The sequence below is a fragment of the Christensenella intestinihominis genome (assembly GCF_001678845.1).
In the GTDB taxonomy this organism is placed as follows: domain Bacteria; phylum Bacillota; class Clostridia; order Christensenellales; family Christensenellaceae; genus Christensenella; species Christensenella intestinihominis.
Window position 1 is genome coordinate 260,868 of the sequence record NZ_MAIQ01000001.1, and the last position, 21,035, is coordinate 281,902.

Annotated in this window: 20 protein-coding genes; all 20 read right to left on the bottom strand. The window is 50.7% G+C overall.

Features of this window, described 5'->3' with window-relative positions:
- The 20 genes from BBD38_RS01310 to rpsP all read right to left on the bottom strand — a co-directional run bounded on the left by BBD38_RS01310 (position 1) and on the right by rpsP (position 21,032).
- Positions 1 to 849, bottom strand: coding sequence for a TIM barrel protein (locus tag BBD38_RS01310; RefSeq protein WP_066683682.1), 849 nt, complete (start codon positions 847 to 849; stop codon positions 1 to 3).
- The gene (locus tag BBD38_RS01315; protein ID WP_066683684.1) at positions 846 to 2,075 is read right to left on the bottom strand and encodes a peptidase U32 family protein; all 1,230 of its coding nucleotides are present in this window, start codon (positions 2,073 to 2,075) and stop codon (positions 846 to 848) included. Before BBD38_RS01315 ends, BBD38_RS01310 begins: the two co-directional genes overlap by 4 nt.
- Positions 2,072 to 3,373 (bottom strand): endolytic transglycosylase MltG, encoded by a 1,302-nt coding sequence (gene mltG / locus BBD38_RS01320; protein ID WP_066683686.1) that lies wholly within the window; start codon positions 3,371 to 3,373, stop codon positions 2,072 to 2,074. Before mltG ends, BBD38_RS01315 begins: the two co-directional genes overlap by 4 nt.
- 17 nt (positions 3,374 to 3,390) lie before the next feature.
- On the bottom strand, positions 3,391 to 3,744 hold the full coding sequence (locus BBD38_RS01325; RefSeq protein WP_066683688.1) for a YlbF family regulator: 354 nt from the start codon (positions 3,742 to 3,744) through the stop codon (positions 3,391 to 3,393).
- Positions 3,745 to 3,758: 14 nt separating this feature from the next.
- Positions 3,759 to 5,396: a ribonuclease J gene (locus tag BBD38_RS01330; RefSeq protein ID WP_066684199.1), complete on the bottom strand. Its 1,638-nt coding sequence runs from the start codon at positions 5,394 to 5,396 to the stop codon at positions 3,759 to 3,761.
- Between the two features lie 149 nt (positions 5,397 to 5,545).
- Positions 5,546 to 6,925 carry an ATP-dependent protease ATPase subunit HslU gene (gene hslU, locus BBD38_RS01335; protein WP_066684201.1) on the bottom strand — a complete coding sequence of 460 codons (1,380 nt, stop codon included), beginning with the start codon at positions 6,923 to 6,925 and terminating at the stop codon, positions 5,546 to 5,548.
- Positions 6,926 to 6,934: 9 nt separating this feature from the next.
- Positions 6,935 to 7,468, bottom strand: a complete 534-nt coding sequence (gene hslV, locus BBD38_RS01340; protein WP_066683690.1) for an ATP-dependent protease subunit HslV — start codon at positions 7,466 to 7,468, stop codon at positions 6,935 to 6,937.
- Complete coding sequence (gene trmFO / locus BBD38_RS01345; protein WP_066683691.1) at positions 7,422 to 8,801, bottom strand: methylenetetrahydrofolate--tRNA-(uracil(54)-C(5))-methyltransferase (FADH(2)-oxidizing) TrmFO; 1,380 nt, start codon at positions 8,799 to 8,801, stop codon at positions 7,422 to 7,424. The genes hslV and trmFO overlap by 47 nt, the downstream gene beginning before the upstream one ends.
- Positions 8,782 to 10,962: a type I DNA topoisomerase gene (gene topA, locus BBD38_RS01350; RefSeq protein ID WP_082989391.1), complete on the bottom strand. Its 2,181-nt coding sequence runs from the start codon at positions 10,960 to 10,962 to the stop codon at positions 8,782 to 8,784. The genes trmFO and topA overlap by 20 nt, the downstream gene beginning before the upstream one ends.
- A 66-nt stretch (positions 10,963 to 11,028) precedes the next feature.
- Positions 11,029 to 12,135: a DNA-processing protein DprA gene (gene dprA / locus BBD38_RS01355; RefSeq protein ID WP_066683692.1), complete on the bottom strand. Its 1,107-nt coding sequence runs from the start codon at positions 12,133 to 12,135 to the stop codon at positions 11,029 to 11,031.
- Complete coding sequence (locus BBD38_RS01360) at positions 12,128 to 13,675, bottom strand: YifB family Mg chelatase-like AAA ATPase (RefSeq protein WP_066683693.1); 1,548 nt, start codon at positions 13,673 to 13,675, stop codon at positions 12,128 to 12,130. Before BBD38_RS01360 ends, dprA begins: the two co-directional genes overlap by 8 nt.
- Positions 13,676 to 13,694: 19 nt before the next feature.
- The gene (locus BBD38_RS01365) at positions 13,695 to 16,952 is read right to left on the bottom strand and encodes a glycosyltransferase family 39 protein (protein ID WP_066683694.1); all 3,258 of its coding nucleotides are present in this window, start codon (positions 16,950 to 16,952) and stop codon (positions 13,695 to 13,697) included.
- Between the two features lie 13 nt (positions 16,953 to 16,965).
- Complete coding sequence (locus BBD38_RS01370) at positions 16,966 to 17,325, bottom strand: YraN family protein (protein ID WP_082989392.1); 360 nt, start codon at positions 17,323 to 17,325, stop codon at positions 16,966 to 16,968.
- The gene (locus BBD38_RS01375; protein ID WP_066683696.1) at positions 17,318 to 17,953 is read right to left on the bottom strand and encodes a ribonuclease HII; all 636 of its coding nucleotides are present in this window, start codon (positions 17,951 to 17,953) and stop codon (positions 17,318 to 17,320) included. Before BBD38_RS01375 ends, BBD38_RS01370 begins: the two co-directional genes overlap by 8 nt.
- Positions 17,954 to 17,955: 2 nt before the next feature.
- Positions 17,956 to 18,795, bottom strand: coding sequence for a ribosome biogenesis GTPase YlqF (ylqF, locus tag BBD38_RS01380; protein ID WP_082989393.1), 840 nt, complete (start codon positions 18,793 to 18,795; stop codon positions 17,956 to 17,958).
- 68 nt (positions 18,796 to 18,863) lie between these two features.
- The gene (gene rplS / locus BBD38_RS01385; RefSeq protein ID WP_066683698.1) at positions 18,864 to 19,205 is read right to left on the bottom strand and encodes a 50S ribosomal protein L19; all 342 of its coding nucleotides are present in this window, start codon (positions 19,203 to 19,205) and stop codon (positions 18,864 to 18,866) included.
- Between the two features lie 104 nt (positions 19,206 to 19,309).
- Positions 19,310 to 20,047, bottom strand: coding sequence for a tRNA (guanosine(37)-N1)-methyltransferase TrmD (gene trmD / locus BBD38_RS01390; protein ID WP_066683700.1), 738 nt, complete (start codon positions 20,045 to 20,047; stop codon positions 19,310 to 19,312).
- Positions 20,037 to 20,555, bottom strand: coding sequence for a ribosome maturation factor RimM (rimM, locus tag BBD38_RS01395; RefSeq protein ID WP_066683702.1), 519 nt, complete (start codon positions 20,553 to 20,555; stop codon positions 20,037 to 20,039). The genes trmD and rimM overlap by 11 nt, the downstream gene beginning before the upstream one ends.
- Positions 20,552 to 20,779 carry a KH domain-containing protein gene (locus tag BBD38_RS01400; RefSeq protein WP_066683703.1) on the bottom strand — a complete coding sequence of 76 codons (228 nt, stop codon included), beginning with the start codon at positions 20,777 to 20,779 and terminating at the stop codon, positions 20,552 to 20,554. Before BBD38_RS01400 ends, rimM begins: the two co-directional genes overlap by 4 nt.
- Positions 20,780 to 20,792: 13 nt before the next feature.
- Entirely contained in the window at positions 20,793 to 21,032 is a 240-nt protein-coding gene (gene rpsP, locus BBD38_RS01405) for a 30S ribosomal protein S16 (protein ID WP_066518717.1), read from the bottom strand.
- Between the last annotated feature and the right edge of the window lie 3 nt (positions 21,033 to 21,035).

The following is a 21,035-nucleotide window of genomic DNA, read 5'->3' on the forward strand; positions in this document are numbered from 1 at the left end:
TTATGCTTCCTCGTACATTCGTTTCATTTCCATTGCATCCCTGGCCTGGGTCCCGCTTGATTCACAGATAATAACCGGTTCCATTTTGGGGTCGGCCTTCAACAGTTCCGCAAGGGGTTCAAAAAACGGGCCCCATGTATCATCTTCAAAGGTAAGATGCATCTTTTCTCCCTTGTCCGTATATTGAATATGGGAAAAATGGACATGCATTTTATGCGTTTTTTCCTCTCCCGCGCTGTTCTTAAGGCTTTCCAAAACGGCCGAATAATCCTCTTTCGTCCGAATTCCGCCCAATGTCCGCGCATTGAGATGGCCAAAATCAATGGCCGGGTAAACACAGTCGTCAAGCCGCGCCAGGATGCCAACCTCGTCAAGGTCTGCAATCTGGTTTATTTTGCCCATGGTTTCCGCGCAATAGATAAAATTATCATACCCCTCGCCGCGCAGGATGAAAAGAATTTTTTCGAGGTTTTCACATACGTTTCCGAATGCAATATTGCGGTCCATTTTTGCGCAGGAGCCCGGATGAAACACGATCCGTTTGGCTCCAAGAAAGCCTGCCGCAATTGTTGATTCGCGGAAATATGCAAGGTTTTTTTCGAACTTTTCCGGATCGCTGTTCGACAGGTTAATGTAATACGGCGCGTGCACGCTCATGGCGATATCATATTTTTCCGCCTGTCCGCGAATTGCGGCCGCAGTATCCTCCTTCAGCTTTACCCCGCGTCCAAAAGAATACTCAAAGGCGTTCAATCCCTGTTCATGCAGCCATTTTGGCGCTTCATAGGTATGCTTATACCCTTCCTCATAAAAAGCCCGGGAGTTCCCGGCCGGGCCGAATCTTATCATATGCTTTCCCTTTCGTCATGCCTGCGTAAAAGATCGCCCGGCCGCAAGGGGTACGGGCAATTGACCTTCACATGCTGCTGCGGATGCGGAGCGCTTTCCTGCGGTGTTCCCTCCATGTCGCAAATACTCTCAACCGTAAACGACGCGTTCTCGAGATGCGGGGAGAGCACTTCCAATGTTTCCCATACGCTGAACTTATTGCGCTGCTCAACCTCCACCACGCCGGCGCACGGCGCTGAAACGACCTTTCCCGCGAAGGTATATGTCCGGGGGTCGAGGAGGCGCTGCGTATCCTGTCCTTCTTCATGCGGATTCCCAAAATAAAAACCTGTTGTAAAGCCGCGCGATGCGGATTTCACCAGTTCATTTTTCAGGCTCTCATCAAAACGGTAGCCCTGCGGATCGCGCTCATATGCGTCAAGCGCACGGCGGTATGCATGCACCACGGATGCAACATAGTAAGCCGACTTCATCCGTCCTTCAATCTTGAAGCTTGAAACGCCCGCCCCGGCAAGCTCGGGGATATGCCCGATCATCATCAAATCGCGCGAATTCATGATATAGGTCCCCTGATCGTCCTCCATAACGGGAAAATATTGTCCCTCATACCCTTTTTCATACAGGTGGTATTCCCAGCGGCAGGGCTGGGCGCATGCGCCGCGGTTTCCGCTCCTTCCCGTAAGAACCGAACTTAAAAGGCAGCGTCCGGAATGGGCAATACACATCGATCCGTGGACAAACGCCTCCAGTTCCAAATCTGCGGGAATATGTTTCCGTATTTCCTCGATTTCCGCGAGCGAGACCTCACGCGATAAAACGACACGGCTCGCGCCGCATTCATGCCAAAAAGAAGCAGACAAATAATTGGTCGTATTTGCCTGCGTGCTTATGTGTACGGAAAGCGGAATGTTGGAACGCTTTATAAGCTGTAAAACTGCCGGATCGGTTACAATCACGGCGTCGGCGCCAATCTCCGCAAGATAGCAAAGATACGGTTCCAGGCCGGGCAGGTCACGGTTCCAAAGCACCGAATTCACCGTAATATATAATTTTTTTCCCTGCGCGTGCGTCATATTGGCCGCCTGCTGCAGCCCGTCTTCCGTAAAGTTGTCCGCAAAGGCGCGCAGGCCATATTGCTTTCCTGCCATATAAACGGCGTCCGCGCCGAAATACAGGGCGGTTTCAAGCGTTTCGAGGTTCCCCGCCGGGGCGAGCAATTCGATCATTGCTCACCTGCCGAATTCGCCGAGGCCTGCGCATCGATACGCGCCCACTCGTCTCTCCATTGATCGGCAAGGGCCTCGAGTTCTTCGTTGGTATGGACAAATTCCACAACGCCGTTCTCAATATCTGTTGCAAGGAAGTAATAATATTCGTCCCCTTCCTGCATCAAATCTTCATCCGGATACAAGGCCGCCTCGATTGCAAGCCGTCCCGGGTTGCCAATTGGTCCAGCCGGAAGGCCTGCAAAACCGACTCCATTCCGCCTTGTGTTGTAAGGCGTAGGCGTAGTTAATTCTCCCGGTTCCAAAATAACCCGGCCGGTAATCCCAAGTCCGTATGCCTGCGTCGCATCGGAATCAAGGAAGTGCGCAAATTCCTCTTCCGAAGCCAAGCGGTTATGGAAAACAGCGGATACCTTCGGAAAATCCTCTGATTTCGAAGCCTCCCTCTCTATAATAGAGGCAAGCGTCACCATATCGTCGATACTCATGCCAATCTCGGCGGCACGCTCCTCATAGGTTTGCTCCTCCCCTTTCTTTTTCATGGAAAGGATTTTAACAAACTGGTCAAGCTGTTTCTTAATTACGTCCTCCGCGGTTGCATTCGTAAGATAACGGTAGGTATCGGGCGCCAGATAACCCTCGAGGAGGTAATACCTGCGCTGGTCTGCGGGCCGCGCGTCGTCCTTGGCCTTTGCTTCCGCGAGGAAAGGATATTCGTTTACAAAATTTCCTCCCGTTTTGACAAGCTGCATGTAATAATCGGTATTTTTGAGAATACCATAATTGTCCACCAGCTTCCGGCCATATTCCTTGGCTGTGCGGCCTTCGATAAACTGGATATCGATTTCCTCCACAACATTCCCCTCCTGAAGCGTATAAACGATATCGTCAAACGACATATCCGGGGACAACTCATAGGTACCGGCTTTCAGCTTGGAGGACATATCCGAAAAATCCACATACAGTTTAAAGACCTGCTTATTGCGGATCAGGTTGTTTTCATAGAGAATCTCAGCGATCGTGCTCAGGGAAGAATTTTTGGGAATCTCCACCTCGACGGCCGTGGAATCGTTCGCGTCCACCGGGTCAAAGTAATGCTCCCGGACATAATTAAACACGCCAAATACAATCAGGGCGACCACGGCAAGGCTGATCACAAAGGTCAGCAGCGGCCGCAGCTTATTCCAGGTCGATTTGGTGGAAGGCTTTTTTTTCGGTTTTTTGCCATTGGACAGGATTTCAGGCCTGTCAAGACCCATATCCCTGTCTGCATATGGATTTTCCAGTTTTTTTGCCAAGGGCTTTCACTCCTGTGTCAGTCTTCGTCAAACATGTTTGCGCCAACGTCGCATGCATCCCCGATAATTTTATAGATGTCCGAAACCAGCGTGTTAAACTTATACTCTGCCGAGAAGAACTCGGTAATTTTCGGGTTAAACTGAAGCACCTCGCCCATCTTCTGGATTTTTTCCATCAGCTCGGGCGCGGGCTCCTGTCCGGTCAGGTAGGCGGCCTGCGCCTCGAACTGGAGCTTCTTGTAGTCCTTAATCATGCGCTTGTTCTGCTCATCCTCGTAGACTTCATCCTTAACCTTGTCGTAAGCCTTGTATTCCTCGCTTTGCTTAATCAGCGAAGCAAGCTCATTCGCCTTGTCATAAACGTTTACCATAGTACAGCTCCTTTTTATACCTCGATAATGATCGGCAGGATCATCGGGCTTCTCTGGGTCATATCATACAGGTAATTTGAAATTTCCTTTTTGATAGAACTTTTAAGCGTCGACCAGTCTGAAAGGCCGTTTGCGTTGCAATGGGCGACGATGTCAATGACAAGGTCGCGCGCATGATCCAGCAAATCCTCGGATTCTTTCATATAGACGAAACCGCGCGAAACGATATCCGGCGCGGCAAGAAGCTCGCCCGTCTCGCTGGAGGTTGTTACCACGATAATAAACAATCCATCCGATGAAAGCTGCTTCCTGTCGCGCAGCACCACATTCCCGACGTCGCCGACGCCGAGGCCGTCGATGAGGACGCTGCCCGACTGCACGGTATCCTTCTGTACTCCTACCTTGCGGTTTAGTTCAATTACGGAACCGATTTCCGGGATAAAGATGTTTTTCTTTTTGATTCCCATTTTTTCCGCGAGCGCCGCATGCTTATACAAATGCCTGTATTCGCCGTGTACCGGAATAAAGAATTTCGGTTTCACAAGGGAAAGCATCAGTTTTAATTCCTCTTCACAGGCATGGCCGGAAACGTGCACCATGTCAACCGAATCGTTGATGACGCTCGCTCCTTTACGGTACAGCATATTAATCACGTCCGATACGTAACGTTCATTGCCCGGAATCGGAGACGCGGAAATAATCACCAGGTCTCCCTCTTTCACACTGAGCTTCGCGTGCTGCCCGGTCGCCATCCGCACAAGACCCGACATTGTCTCGCCCTGGCTTCCGGTGGTCAGGATTACCACCTGGTTATCGCGCAGCTTTTTCAGTTCGTCAAAACTCACAAGCATATCGTCGTCAACATTCAGGTATCCAAGCTCCCGTGTGACGTTGACAATTTTAATCATACTCCGTCCGGAAAGGCATATCTTCCGGTTAAAAATACGGGCGACGTCGATTACCTGCTGAAGCCTGTGCACATTGGAAGCAAAGGAGGCCACAATAATCCGCCCCTTGGCCTGGCGGAAATAATTGACGAACGTTTCCCCCACCTGGCTTTCCGACATCGTAAATCCAAGGCGCTCCGCATTCGTGCTGTCCGACATCAGGGCCAGAACGCCCCGCTTTCCAAGCTCCGCAAAACGCGAAAGTTCCATCACTTCCCCGCATGCGGGCGTGAGGTCGATTTTAAAATCCCCCGTATGGACAAGAACGCCGATCGGCGTCGTGATTGCAAGCGCCATCGCGTCGTCAATGGAATGGCTGACATGAATATACTCTATTGTAAAAACGCCGGCCTTAACCTTATCGCCGTTTTTCACCACATGGATATCAGGCTCGATGCCCGGATGCTCGGTAAGCTTCGCCTCAATCAGGGCCATTGTAAGCGTAGACCCGTAAAGCGGAACATTCAGGGATTGCAACACGTACGGCACGCCGCCGATATGGTCCTCGTGTCCGTGCGTAAAGAATATTCCCTTGATTTTCTGGACATTCTTCTGGAGGTATGCCGTGTCTGCGATCACATAGTCAACGCCCAGCATTTCTTCACGCGGGAACATCATGCCCGCGTCAATCACGATGATATCATTTTCAAATTCAATCACCGTCATATTTTTTCCAATTTCCCCTATTCCTCCCAGGGGAATAATTTTTACCGACGGCGCCGGAGCCTTCGTCTGCTGCTGTTGCTTTTGCTTCGGCGTCCTGCTTTTTGTTTTTCTGTTTTCCAAAATCTTTCTATCTCTCTTTTCTCTCTAATTGCTTATTAATATTATACCATAAATGCGCATGATACGCATTACAGGATAAACTTTTGCAGGTTTGTATACTGCTCTTCGTTTTTCAGGTGCTCCGTCACATAGTTTTCGTCAATAACCACATCAACGGCGGGTTCAATGCCGCTTGCGTTGAAGGAAATATCATCGAGCAGGTTTTCCATAATCGTATGCAGCCTGCGCGCGCCGATATTTTCCGTGCTTTCATTGACCACCTGTGCGAATTCCGCAATCTTTTTCAGCGCGTCCGTCGTGAATTTCAGCTGCACTCCGTCCGCCGCCAAAAGCGCTTCATACTGCTTTGTGATTGCGTTCTTGGGCTGTGTCAATATCTGTTCAAATTCTTTTTTCGTCAGGTTCTCAAGTTCCACTTTAATTGGGAAACGTCCCTGGAGCTCGGGAATCAAATCAGAAATTTTTGCCACATGGAACGCGCCTGCGGCGATGAAGAGCATATAGTCCGTCTTTACCGGGCCATATTTCGTCACCACCGTGCTCCCTTCCACAATAGGAAGGATATCGCGCTGGACGCCCTCGCGGGAAACATCCGGGCCGTTGCCCGCGCCTTTACCGGCTACCTTGTCAATCTCGTCAAGGAAAATGATGCCGTCCTGCTCCGCCCGCTCAATCGCGGTCTGCGTGACCTCGTCCATATCGATCAGCTTCTCCGCTTCTTCCTGCTCCAGTATCTTTCTGGCTTCGATCAGGTTCACCTTGCGCTTTTTCTTTTTCGGGGGCAGGATTCCTGAAAGCAGGTCTCCCATGCTCTCGCCGCCCATGCCGGGAATTTCCATTCCCATACCCTGGCTCACTTCAACTTCGATATCGATCATCAGGTTGTCCAGCTTTCCCGCGCGCAGGTTCGTGCGGATTTCATCCCTGCGGGACATACGCTTCTGTTTTTCCTCGTCGCTCTCTGTGGGCGCGGCTTCGATCTGCGGGGCCCCAAACAATGCGCCAAGCGGATTTGAGTTCTGGCGCGCCTGCTTATTGGGTACGAGGATATCCACGAGACGGTCCTCTGCATTTGCCGCCGCCCGGTTTTTCACCGTTTCAAAGCGCTGCTGCTTTACCATGCGGATAGAGGACTCCACGAGATCGCGCACCATGGATTCCACATCGCGTCCCACATATCCCACTTCCGTAAACTTGGTTGCCTCCACCTTCACGAACGGCGCATCCATCAGCTTTGCAAGCCGCCGTGCAATTTCCGTTTTCCCGACGCCCGTCGGTCCGATCATAATAATATTTTTCGGGGTAATCTCTTCGCGCATCTCGGGATCGAGCTTGCTTCTGCGATAGCGGTTCCGCAAAGCGATTGCCACGGCCTTCTTGGCCTTGTCCTGTCCTACAATATATTTATCGAGTTCCGCTACGATTTCTTTTGGCGTTAAATATGACATGCTGTTCACCTACACTTCTTCCACTGTAATATTGTCGTTGGTATAGACGCAAATTTCGCTTGCAATCTTAAGGCCCTTATATGCAATTTCTTCCGGGGAAAGGTCCGTATTCTGCACAAGCGCCCGTGCCGCCGCAAGGGCATAGGTTCCGCCCGAGCCGATCGCGCACACGCCGTCGTCCGGCTCAATCACTTCGCCCGTCCCCGAAATAATCAGCAGGTTTTCCTGGTCCGCCGCAATCAGCATCGCCTCAAGCTGGCGCATCGCCTTATCGCTGCGCCATTCCTGCGCAAGTTCAACGGCGCTTCGCTGCAGGCTTCCGCCATACTCCTCGAGCTTCGCTTCAAATTTTTCGGAAAGCGCAAACGCATCCGCAACGCTCCCGGCAAACCCGATCACAACCTTGTCTCCATAAATACGGCGCACCTTGGTTGCGCCCTTCTTCATAATGACGCTTTCGCCGAGCGTTACCTGCCCGTCTCCGGCGATTGCGCATTTATTGCCCTTTTTTACTGCCAGTATTGTCGTTCCTTTGAGTCCCATTCGTGTCCTCCGTCTGCAATCCGTATTCATGGATTGCCGCTTTTATTTTTTCCAGTGCACGCTCAGCTATCCGCGTGTTTTTTTCTTCCTTGTTCCTGATTCTCTGCCCAAGCGGCCGCATAATGCCGAAATTGATATTCATCGGCTGGAAATTGCCGGTCACCGCCCCGGAAATATGCGCGCACAGCGCGCCTGAAGCGGTGTCGTTTTCAAATTCGGGAAGCGCTTTCCCCAAATATTCATATGCAGCGAATATTCCGTTCAAAAGGCCGCTTGACGTACTCTCCACATAGCCCTCTACGCCGGTAATTTGCCCCGCAAAGCGGATAACCGGATTTTTTTTAAGCCGGTAATACCTGTCGAGTAGCTTTGGGGAATTCAAAAATGTATTCCTGTGCATAACGCCAAAGCGCAGGTATTCCGCATTCCTGAGAGCCGGGATCAATCCGAATACCCGACGCTGTTCGGGAAATTTGAGGTGCGTCTGGAACCCGACAAGGTTATACATGGTCCCCTCTTCGTTTTCCCTGCGAAGCTGTACGACGGCAAAGGGTTCGCGACCTGTTTTCGGGTCGGTGAGCCCCTTGGGTTTCAGCGGTCCAAAGAGGAGCGTATCGTGCCCGCGCGCCGCCATCGTCTCAACCGGCATACATCCTTCAAATACGCCGTCCCGTTCAAACTCACGCAAATTGGCGCAGTCTGCCGTAATAAGCGCCTCGTAAAACGCCTCGTACTCCTCCCGCGTCATCGGGCAATTGATATAGTCGTTTCCCCGTCCGTAGCGTGACGCAAGGAAGGCGCTTTCCATATCGATGCTCTCCGCCGAAACAATCGGCGCCGCCGCATCAAAAAAATGCAAATGGTCTTCCCCTGTAAGCCTTCCGATCTCCGCCGAGAGAGCCTGCGAAGTTAGCGGCCCGCTGGCTACGATCACCATTTCATCACCAAAACCGGAAAGCTTTTCTACTTCCCCGCTGAAAATCTCAATCAGCCCGTTGCCGCGAATCGCTTCCGTAACATAAGATGAAAATTTTTCCCGGTCGACGGCGAGCGCGCCGCCTGCCGCAACGCTTGTCGCGTCCGCCGCCTGCATGATAAGGCTCCCGAGCAGGCGCATTTCTTCCTTCAGAAGTCCCGCGGCATTGCAAATCCGGTCCGAGCGAAGCGAATTGCTGCAAACAAGCTCTGCAAACAAATCCGACGTATGCGCGGGCGATTTCTTTTCCGGCTTCATTTCGTAAAGCCGTACGGGAACGCCGCGTTTTGCAAGCTGGTAGGCGCACTCGCACCCCGCGAGTCCCGCGCCAATAACATTAACCTTCTTTTTTTGCATCCGTTTTCTTTTTCTGGTTCGTCACACATTCCGGATTCGAGCATTTCTTATAAGTTTTGCCGCCGTAGCGAAATTTGGCTTCCACCATATAAGCGCCGCATTCCGGACATTTTTCCTCAAGCGGTTTATCCCACGATACAAAATCGCAGTTTGGATAATTTTCACATCCGTAAAAGCTTTTTCCGGATTTACCCGCACGCTTGATGACCACTTTTCCGCCGCATTTTGGGCATGGTACGTCAATTTGCTTAATAATGGGCTTGGTGTTTTTGCATTCCGGATAATTCGGGCAGGCAAGAAATTCACCGAACCGGCCGGTCTTATAAACCATGTTGGCCCCGCATTTTTCACAAATAACATCCGAAACCTTTTCCGGCAGTTTTACGCGCTCAATATTTTTTTCGCCGGCTTCAAGGTCCTTTTCAAAGGGCCCGTAGAAATCCTCGATTACTTTTTTCCAGTCGTTGCCTTCCTGCTCCACGCCATCGAGCTTTTCTTCCATGTCGGCAGTGAACGCAATATCAACAATATCGGAAAAATTCTTTGCCATCAAATCCGTCACAATTTCGCCAAGCTCGGTCGGGATAAAGGATTTTGCTTCCTTGTGAACATATCCCCGGTCCTGAATCGTCGAAATGATAGGCGCATAGGTACTCGGACGGCCGATTCCCCGTTCCTCGAGGAATTTAATCAGTGCCGCTTCCGTATAGCGCGCGGGCGGCTGGGTGAAGTTCTGTTTGGGCGTTACCCCAAGGCATTCCAGCGTTTCGCCCTCTTCCGCCTTCGGCAGCATCTTCTGGTCGTCGTCTTCCGTCTTGGAATCGTAAATTGCGAGATGCCCCTTAAACAGGATACGCGAACCGCTCGCCTTAAAGGTGTGCCCGTTCGCATCGATATCATAGCTTAACGTCTCAAACTGCGCAGGCATCATCTGGCTTGCCAAAAAACGCGTATAAATCAGCTTGTAAAGCTTATACTGGTCATTCGTCAGGTATTGCTTAATGCTGTCCGGCGTGTTTTCGATATAAGTAGGACGAATGGCCTCGTGGGCGTCCTGCGCATTTTTACGTCCTTTATAAACATTGGGTTTTGCCGGCGCGTATTCGTCGCCGTATGTCTGCCTGATATGGCCGAGCGCCGCCTCCTGCGCCTCCGCCGATACGCGCGTTGAATCTGTCCTCATATACGTGATGAGGCCGACGGTGTTCCCGTCTTTCAGCGGAACGCCCTCATACAGCATCTGCGCAAGCATCATTGTCTTTTTCGCGGTGAAGCCGAGCTTTCCCGAAGCGGATTGCTGCAAAAAGCTTGTCGTAAACGGCGGCAATGCATTTTTCTTACGCGTACCGCTCTTTACCTTGGAAACGACAAAATCCGCTCCCTTTACCGCATCCAGCACTGCCTGGGCGTCTTTTTCCATATCCAGCTTTGCTTTCTTGCTTCCCTGGCCGTAATATTTCGCCTCGAATTCCTGTTGGTCTTTTTTAAGGCTGGCGCTGATTGTCCAGAATTCTTCCGGTTTGAAATTGCGGATTTCATTTTCGCGGTCGACAATCACTTTCACCGCGACGCTCTGTACCCGCCCGGCGGAAAGCCCTTTCCTTACCTTTTTCCAAAGCAAAGGACTCAATTTATAGCCAACGAGACGGTCAAGAACCCGGCGTGCCTGCTGCGCGTCCACCCGGTCCATATCAATGGAACGCGGATGGCTGATTGCGTTCGTAACCGCGTCCTTGGTAATTTCATTAAATTCAATCCTGCTGACATCTGTCGGGTCCAGTCCCAAAATATTTGCAATATGCCAGGAGATCGCTTCCCCTTCGCGGTCCGGGTCGGTTGCCAGATACACCTTGGAAGACTTTTTTGCTTCGTCTTTCAGGGTCTTGATTAACTGCGCCTTCCCACGAATCGTCGTGTATTCCGGTTCAAAATTATTCTCGACATCCACCCCGATTTTGCTTTTCGGCAAATCGCGCAAATGTCCGTTCGACGCGCGCACCGCGTAGCCCTTACCGAGAAACTTTTCAATTGTTTTCGCTTTTGCCGGGGACTCTACGATCACCAGCTTCTGATTGGACGCTTTCGTTTTCCCCGTCGTCTTTTTTGCCGTTTTCTTTTTTACGGTAGTTTTCTTTGCAGCCACAGCCGCTTCCTTTGCCATTCGCTTCCTCCAAATAAATCCCTATACTATATTATTATAATCCATTCGAAACATTTGTAATGTAAACTAACTGTTAATTCTGAATCGGTCGCCCGGAAGCCCCTCTATCAGCCCTTTGAGCTCCATCACGGTAAGAGCCGTATTGACATCCTTTACTGCGATGCCGGTTTCCACCGCAAGCTCCCCTGCCGATAAATTCTCCTTTAAAAGCAGATTATATATCTGCGCTTCCAATAAATCAAGCTTATTTGTTTCATTTTCGTCTTTTTGCAGCGAGGCATTGCGCTTCATTTGCCATCCCATGCCATTCATGACATCAGCCGCATTCCGCACTGCCGGCGCGCCTGAATCCATCAAATAAAGGGGCAGTTTTGCCACCGGGGATTTCAGGTCGCATATCATGGCATAAACTTCCCGACCCTGGCGCAAGGCATCGTCCACCGTAATCCGCGCCCCGCTCCGCTCGCCGCCTTCTCCCGCAATAAGCACGCTGGAAAGTCCGGACACAATCCGGTTGCGCTGCGGAAAAAATTGCGGCTTCGGTTCCGTGCCGGGCAAAAATTCCGAAATGACGGCGCCCCGCTCCAAAATACGTTCGTACAAGATACGGTTTTCAGGCGGATATATCACATCGGCTCCGCAGCCGAGAACAGCGGCTGTGACCCCGTTTGCTTCCAGCGCGCCCGTATGCGCGGCCGTATCGATCCCGCGCGCCATACCGGAAACAATTACCACGCCTTCCCCCGCCAAGCCTCCGGCAATGGAACGGGCAGTTGAAAAGCCATTTTTAGTCGGTTTCCTTGAGCCGACGATAGCACAGGACATTTCATCAAAGCAGGGCAAATTACCCTTATAAAACAAAACCGGGGGCGGATTTTCGATTTCAGCCAGGATTTGGGGATAATTTTGGTTCAAGCGGGTCAAAATGCGAATCCCCTTTTTCGAGCAAACCTCCAGGAGCCCGTCTATATAGGCTTCGTTTGCACTCGTACAAAGAGCGGCTCCCTGCCGGGCGGTAACAGTTTTGACACGCTCCGGTATGGAACTGCATTCATGGAACGCCCGCTCAAGGTCTGTAAACACATTCAAGGTATCATAGAAGCGAACCGGCCCGATTCCGTCGACGGAGGAAAGCCACAGCCAATACCGTTCTTCCTGCGTAATTTCAGTCATAGGCGTTCCCCCAATATTTCCTGTCAAGCGTACGATATTGAATCGCCTCCGCGATATGCGCCGCCTGGACGGCGTCGCTTGCCTCGAGATCGGCAATCGTACGGGCTGTCAGCATCACGCGCGTATAGGAACGCGCGCTTAGGTTCAATTTCTCATACGCGCTTCGGAGAAGCGTTTCGGCCTGCGGTTCAATTGCGCAGAAGCTTTCCAATTGTGCCGAGGAAAGCTGTGCATTGCAGAATTTCCCGATTCCGCGATACCGCCGGACCTGGATATCACGCGCCGCATTGATCCGCTTGCGCACCTCGGCGGACGACTCCTGTTTTTCCCCGCTGCGCATATCGTCGTAACGAACCTTTCCCACCTCAACATGCAAGTCGATCCTGTCGAGAAGCGGTCCTGATATTTTAGACAAATACCGTGCAATCTGGTTCGGGCTGCACCTGCATTCTGCATCCCCGGAACCGAAATTCCCGCAGGGGCATGGATTCATGGAGGCAACAAACATAAAATCAGCCGGATAAATTACCTTTGCATTGGCCCGGGAAATTGAAATAATTCCATCTTCGAGCGGCTGGCGCAGCGCTTCCAGAATCGGCCGGCCAAACTCGGGAAGTTCGTCGAAATAAAGCACTCCCCTGTGGGCAAGGCTGATTTCCCCGGGACGGCTTTTACTTCCGCCGCCCGTTACGGCAACCGCAGATGATGTGTGGTGCGGACTGCGAAACGGGCGCGTGCTTACGATTTCCTGATTCCGGTTGCGCAGTTCTCCGGCAATGGAATGTATTTTCGTGACCTCGAGGGCCTCTTCAAACGTAAAATCAGGGAGAATACCGGGCAACGCTTTGGCCAGCATGCTCTTTCCCGCCCCCGGCGGCCCGATCAGCAGGATATTATGCCCGCCTGCCGCCGCAATTTCCATTGCGCGTTTGGCCTTTTCCTGTCCCCTGATATCGCAAAAATCAACGTCCGCCCGGCCGGAATTTTTGGGCGGATTCCATTCGGATGGCGGAAAAAGCTCCGGTTTTTCCTGCTTATTCAAAATTGCCGCAAGCTCTGATAAGCGCCGGATAGGCAAAATCCGGACATCGTTGATATAGCTGGCTTCCTGTGCATTTTCCTGTGGCACTACCATCAGGTTGAAGCCGCGCTGCCTTGCTTCAATTACCATCGGCAGGATTCCGTTCACCGGACGGACGTCTCCGTTCAATGACAGTTCGCCGAATATCACCATATATTTGAGCAAATCAGGCAACACCTGGTCGCTTGCCGCCAGCAAGCCAACGGCAATCGCAAGGTCATAGACCGGGCCTTCCTTTTTCAGGTCGGCCGGGGCCAGGTTTACCGTAATCCGTTTTGCAGGATACTCAAAACCGGAATTTTTGATAGCGGAACGAACCCGTTCCTTGGACTCCTTGACCGCCGTATCCGGAAGGCCTACAAGCTCATACGCCGGAAGCCCATTATATACATCGGTTTCCACCAGGACCGGATAACCGTCAAGCCCGGTAAGACCGAAGCTCAGTACCTTTGCGAGCAATCCCCAGTTCCCCCTTTATTTAGCCATAGAACGGCCATGACGGCAGCCAGCGCAGGGCTGTCACATAATTTGTATCAAATGGAATACCTGTGATGACAGGATAGAACACGGCGAACATCACGCCGCATGCAATTACAAATCCCCACATGAATTGCTTTCCATACTTAAAATCTTTTTCAATATTCCGCAACCAGTAGACAATTAAAATAATAAGGAATGGTACGGTAGCGAAATAATGGTAAATAAACACCTCGCGCGTAACAAACCACCACGGTACAAATTGCGACAGGGCGGCGATTGCGGTAAAGGTCACGCCATGATGCCTGTGCTTGCCGCGGGCGGAATCAATTATGAGCCAGACGCACGCAACCACCCCGGCCCACCAGATAAGCGGATTCCCCATTGTGGAAAGCGTAGAGGTGGTATGATTGAGGTCGTTATGCCCGTTGAAAAACAAAACCGGGCGCACATCCACCGGCCAGCTATACCACATCGAAGAGAACGGATGCACATGATCCGGGTTGAGCGTTGAATGGTAGTTGAGCATATAGAACTGGTTCCCGATAATGCTATGATGCTCCTTTAAATCCCCGGGCACGATAAACTGATAGGCTTCCCCCTGCGTAACGATTGTGTACGGATAATAGGACGCCACATAAATGACCGCGGGTACGACAATAAAGAAGAGCACGCACCAGCACAGGATGAGCGCGACATTTGTCTTGTATTTTTGAACGATTGAGCGGTAAAGCGCCGTCCCGCCCGCATCGGAGGCCTCTCCCGTTTCGTGGGCAAGCAGTTTTTCTTTGGCGAACCGGTATTCCTGATACCTTTTGTAAAGCGTCATGAAAAAGATTACGGCGAGCCCCGCCCCTGCATAAATACACAGCCACTTGGTCGCTGCCCCGATGCCGAAAAACAGCCCGCTCAGCGCCAATGGAACAAGCGTTTTGGATATTTTCTGCCGGTTGAAATTGCTCTGTGTGAACTGGTACATAAACAAATACATGAGCATGATCCATAAGATGCTGTAGCTGTCGATTGTGCCAATCCGCGTTTGTGCAAAATGCATAAAATCGACGGCGAACAAAATCGTTGCAATCGCGGCATACTTGCTCTTCTTAAAGAGCATTTTTGCAAATATGTAAAGCACCGGAAGCATCAGCACGCCCGTAAGCGTTCCCATAAACCGCCAACCGAACGGATTCATGCCGAAAAGCTGTATCCCGCAGGCAAGAATCAGCTTGCCGAGCGGCGGATGTGTAATTTCGTAGGGCTCGATCCCGTGAATATTTTCATAGGCAGTCCTGACGTGATATATTTCATCGAAATAGAAATCCGTCATATAGGTGGATTCCTCTGGAACAAGGGCCTGTTCATCGAAAAGCACCTGCGTCGAAGCAGGAGCGACGCTTTGCGGCTCAATTAAGGCTCCCTGCGCGTCCTTGAACGCGACCTCGAGGACCGGCAGTGAACCGGAAAGGGGTTCTATCTTGATATATTTGGCATCGACATCCGTAGTATAAATCTGCCATTTATACATATTGGCAAATTTATGTTCAATTTCCGAAACCGTGGTTCCACTTTTTTCAAGCGCAATGGGCGAATAGGATACGCCGTCTTCAGAATACAAAAACCTGAAATTTCCTTCCCCATACCCGGCATAATATTCTACTGTGGAAATTTGTTCTTCCCCCGGAAGCTCTACAATGACGGATTCGTTTTCAAGCTGTACCGGGGTTTCCGGGATTTGAAACGCCCCAAGGTTGGTAAACGCAACCACGGCATATATTGCAGAAATAACAAGCATGAAAAGTCCGTCTTTTTTATTTAAGGTCTTTTTCTCTTGGAAATTCTCAAGGCGAAGCTGGGCCGGAGGCTTTTCATACGTTTCCCCTGCGGCAGGCTCCCCGGCCGTCTCTATACCGGAGGGGCCAGAATCCTCCGCCTTCTCACGCACCGGGCCCAGGGCGAGACACGTAATTACATATCCCGTATAAATAAAAACTGCAAGGCTTACCGCCGACACGCTTACCGTCCATGCAACGGGAATCAGCACCTGGTAATAATACAGAGACAGCGCCTGATTTAAAAGCAACACTATGGACACGAGCACCGTCGGCCATATGAGGCGTTTGTCTTTCATAAACAGGAATGCAAAGAGCAGCAGTATGGGAACCGGATATAAATACCGGTCATGCATTCCGTGTCCTAGCGCGAAAACCCCCATGATGATAAACGCCGCCAGCGCGAACAGGAATTCCTTTTTCGGACTTTTGAGGAACAGGAACAGCGAATAGGCGCACACAAGCGCAATCAGGATAAAGCCCCATACGTTTGCGGGCAGGCCCAGGAATATCACATTGCTTACCGGAACAAAATTCTGGCCCAGCATCGCGAACAGGTTAAAGGCGTTGAGGGACGCCTGGTCGTACTGTCCGACCGTACTTAAGAACTGTTTAACAAGCCAAAGGGGTTCCTGGCTCCCCGCAAACGGCAGCGGAATCAGGAAGAAGAGCCCCACCATTACACCAATGGAAATAAGGAGGTTCAGGACATCTTTTTTCCGGTTTTCAGATACGATGACATTTCGTATTAAAACAAACGCAAGGATTGGAAAAATCATAATCGCCTGGGGTTTCAATAAGAATGCAACTATAAACGCAACCGAAGCCCAGATTGGCCGGTTTTTCACTAAAAGGTAGATTACAAGCACCATCATCAGCGTAATGATGATATCGACCTGCCCCCAGATGGCGGAGTTGAAAATAACGGCCGGGTTAAACAATACCAGCGCGGAAAGAAGCAGTGCAACATTGGGGCGGAATTTCTCCTGCGCCAAGCGGTATACAATATAGGCCGCAAGAATATCGCAAATGATTGCCGGAAGATGGATCATCAGGGCAAAGGCCGGCCCGCCAAGATTCATGGAAAACGTATTTTGCAGGAAACCAAAGAAGTACAGCACATAGATGTAAACCGGCGGATAATCCGCAAAGAAGCCGCCGGTATAGAAATTATCGAGCCCGCCGGTATAAGAATAATTCGCCCACGCTTTAAAACAATCGAGGTCGGTTTTGTATCCCGGCATATTGTATGCGAGCGCAAGCCTTATTACAATGGCAGCCAGCACAAATACGATAAACAGCGTATCCGCCGGAACCTGTTTTTGAAAGGGATTTCTTTTTTTCCTGCCATAATATAAATAGGCGATCGCAAATAAAAAAATGATGCCCAGAACAGTGAACCATACGATCAATTCATTTTGTGCTTCCATAAACTACCACCATTTAAAGAATTCCAAATGCATTCTCAATGTAATTGAGACGGTTTCCTTCCCTCGGATAGACCTCCGCCACATCAAAGCGGGCGTTGTTGTCATAAAGCATGCGCTGCGCGATGAAACGCTGTGCGGTTTGGATCAGCATTTGCTGCTTGCGATACCCGACCGCCTCCGCCGCCGTTCCGAAGTTCGTGTTGGAACGCGCCTTCACCTCAATGAATGCAATTGTATCACCATCGAGCGCGATAAGGTCTATTTCGCCTTTACCGGAACGATAGTTTCGGGCAAGCAGCTTCATTCCCCTTCGAAGGATATATTGGCAAACCGTATCTTCCCCGGCTTTTCCAAGCCGCATTGCATCAGTCATTTTGAAGCAGCTTCCTTAAAAACGTTTTTCTGTGGATATCCAGAATGCCATACGTACGAATCGCATCGTAATGCGCTTTTGTCCCATAGCCCTTATGCTTCGCAAAAAGATATTCCGGATATTGCCTGTCATACTCCTGCATAATGCGGTCCCGCGTCACTTTGGCAACAATGGATGCGGCCGCAATCGTATAAACCCTGGCGTCCCCTTTTATAAGCGGCGTATATGGAATATCCGTTTCTATATCCATTGCATCCGTATACACATGATGCGGGCGCACTTTAAGGCTGGAAAGCGCGCCTTCAAAAGCCTTGCGCGCGGCATTCAAAATATTGATCTCATCGATCGTGTGATTATCCACGATGCTGACCGAATAATCCACAGCCTTTTTTAATATTATATCATATAATGCTTCCCTGCGCTTCTCGGAAACTTTTTTTGAATCGTCGATTCCCAGAATCAGGTCGTCGGGCGGCATAATGACACACGCTGCAACAACAGGGCCCGCAAGCGGTCCCCTGCCGGCTTCGTCGATTCCGGCAACCATATCTCCCGTTTCCCAGTGCGACCGTTCATAGGAGGTCATGATTTGCAGCTTTTCCCGCCATGCATCTTCCCGTTTTCCCATAATTACCCCGGCTTTTCCAGGGAAAGCCTGCCAAGCTTTCCATTTTTAAATTCATCGAGCAGCGTTTTCGCTCCCCGCTCCGTATCGTATATGCCGCCCTTTAAAAGAAACCCCCTTGAACGGCAGATATCTTCCAGCAGTTCAAAGTCATTTTTATCCAGGTCGTCAAGACGGTAGCGTTCCCGCAGGAGTGCGGGCGCGGTGCATTTCAAAAGACCGATCAGGTAGTACGCCAAAGCCTCTTCGTCGAGGATATCGAGCTTTACGCTGCCAATAAGCGCAACAACGGCCCCTGTCTTTTCATCCTGGAATTTTGGCCACAAAAGTCCAGGAGTGTCCATGATTTCGAGGTGATCGTCAATTTTTACCCATTGAAGAGCCTTGGTCACACCCGGGCGGTTCCCCTCTTTCAGTTTTTTTTCACCGGAAAGGCGGTTTAAAATTGCGGATTTCCCAACATTTGGAATTCCGACAATTGCACAGCGCAGCGTTTTATTCATTCCCCGTTCGCGGTAACGCTGCAAAAGAGGAGCCGCACAATCGACAATCTGTTTTTTTAAACGCTCCACATTTCCATGTGCTGCGGAAAAGGAAACGGCGCGGATATCCTTCTCTCCAAAATAACGCAGCCAGCCTGCCGTGATATTTTCATCTGCCAAATCGGCCTTATTCAGGATATAGAACCGCATTTTTTGAGAAAGAAGGTCATCGAAATCAGGATTGAGGGAGCTTTCCGGCGCGCGCGCGTCAAGGACTTCGATCACAAGGTCCACGGTTTTCAGCTTTTCTTTCAATTGCCTGCGGGCTTTTGTCATATGCCCCGGGTACCATTGAATATCCACTTTTTCCTGCTCCTTCCCCTATACATGACCCATAATAAAAAATAAGGGGGCATAAGCCCCCCGCATTTTTAAGCTTCTTTGATCTTTGCCGCCTTACCGACTCTGTCGCGCAGATAAAATAGCTTTGCCCTGCGCACACGTCCGTGGCGAAGCACTTCGATTTTGTCCACACGGGGCGAATGGATCGGGAATGTTCTTTCCACCCCAATGCCATAAGATACGCGGCGGACGGTAATCGTCTCGGAAAGACCGCCGCCTTTCTTCGCAATCAGGTATCCCTCGAATGCCTGCAATCTTTCTCTCGTGCCCTCGACAACCTTTACATACACCTTAACGGTGTCGCCCACCTTCATCGCCGGCAGGTCTGCTTTCAGCTGTTCGGCTTCCACTGCTCTAATAATATCGTTCATTTGAATTTCCTCCTTCCCCTACAGACGTTCTTACCCGCATATTCGGGCAGCGGACCATCCTAATTCAAAAAACACTAAAATTTTATCACAACTTGACCGGAAGATCAAGTTTGTTTTTTCAACCGCTCCAAAGTCTTTAAATCTTCCTTTGTGAGCTCTGCCTTTTCCAAAAGCTCCGGACGGCATACGAGGGTTTTCAGGAGGGCCTGTTCCCTCTGCCATGCGGCAATATTTTTATGATGCCCGGAAAGGAGCACCTCCGGCACATCCATCCCCTGAAACGAGGAAGGCCGCGTATACTGCGGATATTCGAGCAAGCCGCCGGAAAAGCTTTCCTCGGAAAGGGACTCGTCATTGGATAGGACCCCCGGCACATAACGCATCACACAGTCCATCAATACCATCGCAGGCAATTCACCGCCCGTAAGGACGTAATCCCCGATGGAAATTTCTTCGTCGATCAGGTGGTCGAGGACGCGCTGGTCAACCCCTTCATAGTGCCCGCACAGAATGTTCACTACTTCATAGCCCGAAAATTCCGCCGCCTTTTCCTGCGTTAAAACACAGCCCGCAGGGCTCATATAAACGTTACGCGTTTTCTTTCCCGCATATTGTTCGCCCAGGGCCGAGAAACAACTGAACAGCGGCTGCGGCATCAGGAGCATTCCCGCGCCGCCTCCAAAAGGATATGCATCGACGCGGTTGTGCTTATCTTCCGTGTAATCACGAAAATTGACGGCATTGATTTCAACCAGTCCTTTTGCGATTGCCTTTTCACACAGGCTGGTGCCCGTGAACCCGGAAAACATCTCGGGAAAAATCGTAAGACAATTAAATATCATAAACCGCAACCTCGGAAAGTTTTTGCGCATCCACCGTAATAATGCCGCTTTCGACATCCCTGTTTATGAGAACGTGTTTTACGGCCGGAAACATACACGTTCCCGTTTCCAGCTTTACCACATAAACATCCGCCGCGCCATTTTGCAGGATATCCTGCAGAAGGCCGAGTGTTTTTCCCATATCGTCTTTTACGGTACAGCCAATCAGGTCCTGAATATAGTAAGAGCCCTCCGGCAGGCGTGCGGCATGCGCCCTGTCGATATACAGGAACACCCCGCGCAATTTTTCCGCGTCATCCCGGGTATTGATCCCTTTTAATTTCAAATAGGCATACCGGGCGTCAATCCGTGCGCTTTCAATCTCCACACGTTTATATTCCGCATCCTTGAAGTAAGCGAACCCGAGTTCAAGAAAACGGGACAGGTCGTCGGTAAAGGCATCAAGCTTTACTTCGCCCTTCACCCCCTGCGGTTTCAGGATACGGCCCAACTCGAAATATTCTGTCATATGATTTCGACGATATACTTTTTGGGCGATTTTGTTGTGGCTGCCTTTACCACGGTGCGGATTGCCTTGGCGATCCGCCCCTGCTTTCCGATTACCTTGCCCATATCGTCCGGCGCAACGGTAAGCTCGAGGATAAACGCGTTATCTTCCTCACGCTCGGTTACACGGACGGCATCCGGCTCATCCACCAGATTTTTGGCAATATACTCCACCAATTCACGCATTGTGATTCACCCTTCAGTTGATCGCGCCGCTTTTTTTCAGTAAAGCGCGCGCCGTATCCGTAGGCTGTGCGCCATTGCCGATCCAGCTTTGCGCTTTTTCGTTATCCAGTTTCAGGTCTTTTGTAAGCGGATCATAGTAACCAAGCTCTTCAATATACCTGCCGTCACGAGGCGCACGTTCGTCCGCGACTACCATTCTGTAAAACGGCCGCTTTTTGGAACCCATTCTTTTCAATCTGATTTTTACTGACATAAT

Bases quoted from the DNA above. Each gene is read 5' to 3' on its own strand.
- BBD38_RS01310 (WP_066683682.1), bottom strand. From the start codon at position 849: ATGATAAGATTCGGCCCGGCCGGGAACTCCCGGGCTTTTTATGAGGAA.
- BBD38_RS01315 (WP_066683684.1), bottom strand. From the start codon at position 2,075: ATGATCGAATTGCTCGCCCCGGCGGGGAACCTCGAAACGCTTGAAACC.
- BBD38_RS01325 (WP_066683688.1), bottom strand. From the start codon at position 3,744: ATGGTAAACGTTTATGACAAGGCGAATGAGCTTGCTTCGCTGATTAAG.
- hslU (WP_066684201.1), bottom strand. From the start codon at position 6,925: ATGTCATATTTAACGCCAAAAGAAATCGTAGCGGAACTCGATAAATAT.
- hslV (WP_066683690.1), bottom strand. From the start codon at position 7,468: ATGGGACTCAAAGGAACGACAATACTGGCAGTAAAAAAGGGCAATAAA.
- trmFO (WP_066683691.1), bottom strand. From the start codon at position 8,801: ATGCAAAAAAAGAAGGTTAATGTTATTGGCGCGGGACTCGCGGGGTGC.
- topA (WP_082989391.1), bottom strand. From the start codon at position 10,962: ATGGCAAAGGAAGCGGCTGTGGCTGCAAAGAAAACTACCGTAAAAAAG.
- dprA (WP_066683692.1), bottom strand. From the start codon at position 12,135: ATGACTGAAATTACGCAGGAAGAACGGTATTGGCTGTGGCTTTCCTCC.
- BBD38_RS01365 (WP_066683694.1), bottom strand. From the start codon at position 16,952: ATGGAAGCACAAAATGAATTGATCGTATGGTTCACTGTTCTGGGCATC.
- BBD38_RS01370 (WP_082989392.1), bottom strand. From the start codon at position 17,325: ATGACTGATGCAATGCGGCTTGGAAAAGCCGGGGAAGATACGGTTTGC.
- BBD38_RS01375 (WP_066683696.1), bottom strand. From the start codon at position 17,953: ATGGGAAAACGGGAAGATGCATGGCGGGAAAAGCTGCAAATCATGACC.
- rplS (WP_066683698.1), bottom strand. From the start codon at position 19,205: ATGAACGATATTATTAGAGCAGTGGAAGCCGAACAGCTGAAAGCAGAC.
- trmD (WP_066683700.1), bottom strand. From the start codon at position 20,047: ATGATATTTAATTGTCTTACGATTTTTCCCGAGATGTTTTCCGGGTTC.
- rimM (WP_066683702.1), bottom strand. From the start codon at position 20,555: ATGACAGAATATTTCGAGTTGGGCCGTATCCTGAAACCGCAGGGGGTG.
- BBD38_RS01400 (WP_066683703.1), bottom strand. From the start codon at position 20,779: ATGCGTGAATTGGTGGAGTATATTGCCAAAAATCTGGTGGATGAGCCG.
- rpsP (WP_066518717.1), bottom strand. From the start codon at position 21,032: ATGTCAGTAAAAATCAGATTGAAAAGAATGGGTTCCAAAAAGCGGCCG.